The organism is Pseudomonas sp. SMV7, from assembly GCF_052041995.1.
GTDB lineage: Bacteria > Pseudomonadota > Gammaproteobacteria > Pseudomonadales > Pseudomonadaceae > Aquipseudomonas.
This window is the reverse complement of sequence record NZ_JBKGGT010000079.1, coordinates 1-220: the sequence shown is the minus strand read 5'-3', so window position 1 is coordinate 220 and position 220 is coordinate 1. Positions and strand designations below refer to the sequence as shown.

1 protein-coding gene is annotated in these 220 nt (G+C 56.4%); it reads right to left on the bottom strand.

The features are described from left to right. Nucleotides 1–197, bottom strand: a 197-nt coding sequence (locus tag ACLEJP_RS25625) for an immunoglobulin-like domain-containing protein (protein ID WP_440810938.1), incomplete at its 3' end; no start/stop codon positions are given. Between the last annotated feature and the right edge of the window lie 23 nt (nt 198–220).

Genomic DNA, 220 nt, shown 5'->3' with positions numbered 1-220 from the left:
GCATCAACCCCATCAACGGTAGCGATGGACTTCACAACCGGATCGTTGGCACCGGTGTAGACATTGTCTGGCGCAGTGACATTTATGCTGCCGGTAGTGCTGTTCGCCGGCACGGTAATGGTGGTGCCATCGTTCAGCGTGAAGGTCAGTGCGCTGTGCTTGTCGATCGGCAAGCCGTCTTTGTTGGTCAGGGTCACGGTGTAAGTGATTACGCCGCCTT